Here is a 6,000-nt window from a genome sequence, read left to right on the forward strand (position 1 = left end):
ATTTATCGCCAGTATTAGATTTAATTACTGTAGAAAGGACTTATATATGAACAAACAAAAAGAATTACGATCTTATAGTTTAATTGTACTTGGTACTTTTTTTGTCGGACTGTCGTTTAATCTCTTTTTATTACCAGCTCTTTTAGCAGCAGGAGGAGTCTCTGGAATCAGCACGATTCTTTATAGTCTGTACGGATGGACGCCTGCTTTCGTTCAATGGAGTATGAATATTCCTATCTTTTTTCTCGGATACTTCCTTTTAGGAAAAGATTTTGGTGTTAAAACGTTTGTGGGAACGACGTCACTTCCTTTATTTGTTTGGCTAACCTCTTACTTACCTTTTGCTGTAGAAGATCCTATGCTCTCCTCGATATATGGGGGAATACTCTTGGGTACAGGTCTTGGCTTGGTCTTTCGAGGGAACGGTTCCACCGGCGGTACGACTATTATCGGTCAGCTCATTAAAAAATACACAGGATTGTCAAGTGGTTTTGCACAGCTAATGATTGATGGCTCTGTTGTGATTTTTGCGATGATTGCCTTTGACTTAGAACTCGCTCTTTATGCGATGATTTCCATTTTTATCGGAAGCAAAGTCATAGATGTCGTACAACTTCGCTCCTCCTCTTCTAAGCTTGTATTAATTATTACGGAAAATGAGCAACAAGTAACAAATCTGATCCGGAACGAAATCAATAGAGGTTTTACCAGAGTATGGTCGGAAGGAGGATTTTCGAATCAAAGAAAAGCATTGCTGTTTAGCGTAGTCGAACAATCAGAAGCCGTTTATCTAAAAGAGTTAATACAGAGTCATGACACCGATTCTTTTGTTATTTTTTTAAATGCTTCGGATATTGTAGGAAGGGGATTTTCTTTGCCGAAAGATTATCAAAGAAAATAACTGACTCTATCATCATTGGATTAGCTATATATTTTAATTCTAAAACATATTCATACCAAAATGCAGTAAAATCTATCATTCAGATTTTACTGCATTTCAAATAGACCTGACAGAGGGCTATGATTGAATCATCGTTAAGCCGTTACGGCTGATAAACTTTTTGCTGCCGCCTCCACTTTTGCTAAACCTTCCGCAATAATGGTTTCAGCTTGATCTGGCATTGCATTATGACCTTCAATAATGACTTCTTGTACGATTTCCATACCGAATACACCGCCAACAACGTTTTTAATATAAGTAGCAGCCATTTCCATCGGTGCCGCTTCCGGTGTTGAATAAACGCCGCCACGTGCACTTAAAATAACGGCTTTTTTGTCCGTCATTAATTGGACCAATTGGCCATTTTCATCATATTTGAATGTAAAACCAGCTTGGTACACATAGTCGATGAATGTTTGTAATTTAGCTGGGATCGTTAAGTTCCATAATGGGAACGCAAATACAACGACGTCTGCTGCTGTTAATGCATCCATTGCTTTTTGCTTTGCAGCTAAAATACGCTGTTCTATGTCTGTCATTTCTTCGCCTGATTGTACTTTACCGAAAGCGTTGAACAATTCTTGACCAAAGTAAGGCATATCTTCCGCAAATACATCGTACGTTGTTACGTTGACGCCTTCTATGTTCTTCATAAACGTTTCATACATTTTACTTGATACAGCATCTGTTGCTGGACGGTTATTTGCTTTTATGACTAATACGTTCATTATATTGTCAATCTCCTTTAGTTATTATCAATTCATTTATCTCGAATTAATAATATATTAAACTAGCATAAAAGTCAAGACTAGGCACACGAGAAAATGAAATAGTTAAAAACCCCCCTGACACGTCAGGAGGTTCATCGCTCATTTCTCTATAAAATGTCCATATATTTTTTATAATGACGTGCCTTCTTTTCTTCAAGTTCCTCTCTAATCTTTTTGTTAATGCAGCCTTCTGCTAAATATTGATACTTCAGATAGTAGTATTTGTGCCATGCAATGATACATTTTTGCCGAAACGTCACGGTCTGTACATCATACTCTCTTTCCTCGTTTTCATATGGTTGATTCATAGACATGACCATTCGTTTTGTATCATTCATCCCCCTCACCCTTTCATATCGCTTTAACTAGTATATGAAAACGCTTTCAACTTTATGCCTTCATTTCATAGATTTCATCTTTTTTTCTGTAACAAAAGGCTGATCTTGTTCATTCCAAAAGCCGCTTTTCTCCGTAACACTCATCCTTTACTAAATTTTACAATAATTTAACAATTCTTCATAAAACGCTTTCCATACTAAAGCGTTTTAAGCAAATATCATTACATGTATAAAAGCCCCAGCACGCCGGGGCTCTTGATCATTTTCAACGATTATTGGTGAGTCCGTCCAAAGTAATGAAAAAGAACGTCGCCCCACATCTCATACCCTTCCTCATTCAAATGAATATCATCTGCTAAAATGTCTCCCACACTTCGATGTTCTTCCCCGACTTTCGTTTTCATCGCCGCATTCACATCAAAGTATTCCCATTGAGCATCTTCTATAAAAGCTTTCGTACTGTCTAAATATCCTTGACGCGTATACCCCATCGGATTATTCTCGCCTCTCTCATCATCCGCTGTTGGGTTCGGTGAGATAATCAGAAAACGCGTATTCGGAAGTTTGCTTGTCATATCAGACATCATCGTCTCAATATCTTCATCCGTTTGATCATAGTACACTTCTTCTTTTTGATTCGCGATAATCGACGTTTCAAATATCACCAAGTCTGGCAGATCATTAACGACGATTAAATGCTTGTCCTCCTTTACTAAATCGGAAGTGGAATATCTTTCAAAGCCATAATTGTGAACCGTCACCGTTTTAAATAGTGGATCAAATGATTGCAATTTGTTTTGTAATAACGTATCATCTACGCCCGCAATACTATCGCTGCCAAGCAACGAAATCACCACTTCACCGTTTACCAACGATTGATAACGCAAAAAGTCCAATACGGATTGTCCTGGATGTTGACTAGGATTTAACTCCTCCAATAAAGCGCTTTCTTTTTCCTTTTGAGCCTGTTTTAAGTCTTGACTGGCCCACGCTTCACGTTCAATTCTGTCCAACTTGCCCTGATACGAGACAAAACCTAAAATTAAAAATCCAAAAGCAACGACGACTGTTATGAACACAAAAATGCTGCTCTTTTTCATGAAAGCACTCCTTTTTCTTTCTATTATGGTTAATATAAATCAATCCATATAGAAAATAAAAAACGACTTACCACATACTTCAAAATGGACTTCATTAAGAAAACTTCGCCGTAACCTGGCTAAACTCCTCTTGCCTTCACACATACCGCAAATAATTAACAAAATTTCCATATATTTTTACTAGGATAAAAGGAAAAAATGTGCTTTTTTGATTATTTTTTTACAATTTTATTCCCATTTGGTAAGGATTAAGTAATAATTACTATAAGTGTATACAGCAAACTACGGTAAATGGAGGAGGATATAGGTGAGGATCAATCATAACATTCAATCAATTAATACATATAGACAATTGAACTTGACACAAGCGTCTGTTTCAAAAAGTTTAGAAAAATTATCATCCGGACTTCGTATCAATCAGGCAGCCGACGATGCAGCCGGTCTTGCGATATCTAAAAAGATGCAGGCGCAAGTACGTGGACTTAATCAGGCAGAACGAAACATGTTGGACGGCATCTCTCTCACACAAACAGCGGATGGAGGCCTTGCTGGCATTCAGGATATGGTTCAGCGAATGCGTGAGTTGGCCCTCCAAGCATCGAATGGCACGTTGACAACGGAAGACCGTAGAGCCATTCAAAAGGAACTAGAGCAATTAAAAAAAGGAATCAATGAAATCGCAAATAATACCGACTTTAATGGAATCCGGCCGTTGACACAAGAAGTCACCACTCCGTTTCTACCCGGCGCCAACGCCGCCATGGTGGACATTGTCTTCTTCATTGATTACTCTGGTAGCATGCTTGGTGCTAATCGACTGGACGCGGTCATCCAAGGTATTTCAGGTTTTGTAGACGGCTTAACAAAAAAATCACTGAATGCGAATATCGCAGTTGTTAATATCACCACACAAAATCCGTATTATAAGCCTTTCTCTGAAAATGCATTAGTTATTAAAAATAACGTAGAAACACTAAACACAGCAACTAGCCTTACAAAACCTTATGAAAATATTAATAAAACTGTTCCAGAAGGTGAAATTGGACAGAAACTGGGCTACCGATCCGGTTCCGAAAAAATATTCGTGCTTTTCACAGATGTCGACAATGAATCAGGTTCAGGTTCAGAAGGTGACACCGCTGTATTGCTTGAAGGAACAAACGATATACTTGGCTATGATGAAGATGATATTCAAACGTATGTATTCAGTTTTGGCTCTCTGGCGGACACAGCTTTCGATCAGCTGACTGATACAACTGGCGGCAAGCTTTATAAATCAGATGAAATTTCTACTGCTGATGATGTAAAAAACAAATTACAGAACGATTTAACAGACGACATTGAAAACAATTCAGGGGGAGGCATCTCTTCTGAGGCACAAAAAGGCATCCTTTATTTACAGGTCGGCGCCAATCAATCAGATGAAATGGAAATCCGCCTTACAAACGCTACCACAGCCGGACTCGGCATTCATGGCGTATCGGTTGACACACACGAGGATGCCCAGCTGGCAATTATGCAACTGGATGTAGCCATTGAAAAAGTATCAATGGAACGTTCAAAATACGGAGCGTACCAAAACGCACTTAAATACTTACATACAAATGTAACGAATGCAGCAGAAAATGCGACATCTTCTGAGTCACGTATTACCGATGCAAATATGGCATTTGAAATGACTGAATTCACGAAACGAAATATTCTCATGCAGTCCGGACAGGCGATGTTCGCACAGTCGAACCAGCTCCCACAAGGAATATTAGAATTATTAAAATCTTAGAAAAAAATCCAAAAGAAACCGTACACTCTAAACAGGCGTTTTCTTTTTATACGTAAGACATACGGCCCGAATGATCCGGGCCTTATTAAAATAGAGCTGCCTCAGCAACGATGTTTCCCTATACATGCTCCAGTTCGTTCCATACGTCCTCTATTTGTGAACTTAATGAGTACTGTTTTAAGTAATGAAAAAGGAAGCCTTTCAACGAGGATCAACAAAATCGAGACACTTTTAACAGAAAGCAACACATATTCTGCATACCTTTCTTTGTACAAGTCAGTTGCTTTTTCTAAACGACCCGCACCACTTAACACAATGATCATATCCGCTTTTTTCGGCTCTTCTTCAACGACAAAAATCCCTACTGCCAATTATGAACAAACACCCACATCATCACCACAATGATCTCGCATTTGATCCGTCTCATTTCATCTCATCGCCACCGTTCCTTTAAATGCCCTGCATATAAAGGAACTTCCTTTTCACCTAATCACCGCACTAAAGTAGCTTGATCTAACAATACCTCAGCCGACCATAGCCGACTGGGTTTATATTAAACATGCAATGATTTCACCTTCAACATCTCACCAATAATATGGGTGACACGCTCTTGTTGCTCCACTGTCATATTGGACCCTGATGGCAAACAAACCCCATTCACAAACAACTCATCCGATACACTTCTGCCTTCTTCGTGGGCATAATACTTTGCCCTTTCAAACAACGGCTGCAAGTGCAACGGCTTCCAGACAGGACGTGCTTCTATGTTCTCGGCAGATAATGCATCAATCAGCTCCATCGATGTAAATCCAACCTTCTCCGGGTCAATCGTCAGCGTCGTCAGCCAACGGTTATGTTTGAACCCTTCTAAATCTGGCATAAAATCAAACCCATCTATATTACCGAATGCTTCCACATACCGATCAAAGACCGCACGGCGCGCATGCACACGTTCATCCAGCACTTCCAACTGTGCACGGCCTACACCCGCTAAAATGTTGCTCATACGATAATTATATCCTAATTCGCTATGCTGATAATGGGGAGCTGGATCACGTGCCTGTGTCGCTAA

At 39.4% G+C, this 6,000-nt stretch carries 7 protein-coding genes; 2 read left to right on the forward strand and 5 right to left on the reverse strand.

Annotated features, from left to right (window positions below; translation table 11 throughout):
* The first annotated feature begins 46 nt into the window (after positions 1–46).
* Complete coding sequence (locus BLL40_RS11110) at positions 47–901, forward strand: YitT family protein (protein ID WP_073711963.1); 855 nt, start codon at positions 47–49, stop codon at positions 899–901.
* A 134-nt stretch (positions 902–1,035) separates the two neighbouring features.
* Here the strand turns inward: BLL40_RS11110 and BLL40_RS11115 are convergent, their stop codons facing one another.
* From BLL40_RS11115 to BLL40_RS11125, 3 genes are all read right to left on the reverse strand, one after another.
* Positions 1,036–1,668 carry an FMN-dependent NADH-azoreductase gene (locus BLL40_RS11115; RefSeq protein ID WP_073711964.1) on the reverse strand — a complete coding sequence of 211 codons (633 nt, stop codon included), beginning with the start codon at positions 1,666–1,668 and terminating at the stop codon, positions 1,036–1,038.
* A gap of 149 nt (positions 1,669–1,817) precedes the next feature.
* Positions 1,818–2,048, reverse strand: coding sequence for a hypothetical protein (locus tag BLL40_RS11120; RefSeq protein WP_073711965.1), 231 nt, complete (start codon positions 2,046–2,048; stop codon positions 1,818–1,820).
* A gap of 272 nt (positions 2,049–2,320) precedes the next feature.
* Positions 2,321–3,148 carry an SGNH/GDSL hydrolase family protein gene (locus BLL40_RS11125; RefSeq protein ID WP_073711966.1) on the reverse strand — a complete coding sequence of 276 codons (828 nt, stop codon included), beginning with the start codon at positions 3,146–3,148 and terminating at the stop codon, positions 2,321–2,323.
* Between the two features lie 307 nt (positions 3,149–3,455).
* Here BLL40_RS11125 and BLL40_RS11130 point away from each other — a divergent pair, with 307 nt between their 5' ends.
* Positions 3,456–4,928, forward strand: a complete 1,473-nt coding sequence (locus tag BLL40_RS11130; protein WP_073711967.1) for a flagellin N-terminal helical domain-containing protein — start codon at positions 3,456–3,458, stop codon at positions 4,926–4,928.
* A 101-nt stretch (positions 4,929–5,029) separates the two neighbouring features.
* On the opposite strand, the gene BLL40_RS11135 is transcribed toward BLL40_RS11130, so the two are convergent.
* Together BLL40_RS11135 and BLL40_RS11140 are read right to left on the reverse strand one after the other, a co-directional pair.
* A complete protein-coding gene (locus tag BLL40_RS11135) occupies positions 5,030–5,299 on the reverse strand; it encodes a hypothetical protein (protein ID WP_073711968.1) in 270 nt (89 codons plus the stop codon).
* Between the two features lie 182 nt (positions 5,300–5,481).
* Positions 5,482–6,000: DegT/DnrJ/EryC1/StrS family aminotransferase (locus BLL40_RS11140; protein WP_173799924.1), on the reverse strand; the 519-nt coding region annotated here is incomplete at its 5' end.

It is taken from the genome of Domibacillus mangrovi, assembly GCF_001906925.1.
In the GTDB taxonomy this organism is placed as follows: domain Bacteria; phylum Bacillota; class Bacilli; order Bacillales; family Domibacillaceae; genus Domibacillus; species Domibacillus mangrovi.

Bases quoted from the DNA above. Each gene is read 5' to 3' on its own strand.
- BLL40_RS11110 (WP_073711963.1), top strand. From the start codon at position 47: ATGAACAAACAAAAAGAATTACGATCTTATAGTTTAATTGTACTTGGT.
- BLL40_RS11115 (WP_073711964.1), bottom strand. From the start codon at position 1,668: ATGAACGTATTAGTCATAAAAGCAAATAACCGTCCAGCAACAGATGCT.
- BLL40_RS11120 (WP_073711965.1), bottom strand. From the start codon at position 2,048: ATGAATGATACAAAACGAATGGTCATGTCTATGAATCAACCATATGAA.
- BLL40_RS11125 (WP_073711966.1), bottom strand. From the start codon at position 3,148: ATGAAAAAGAGCAGCATTTTTGTGTTCATAACAGTCGTCGTTGCTTTT.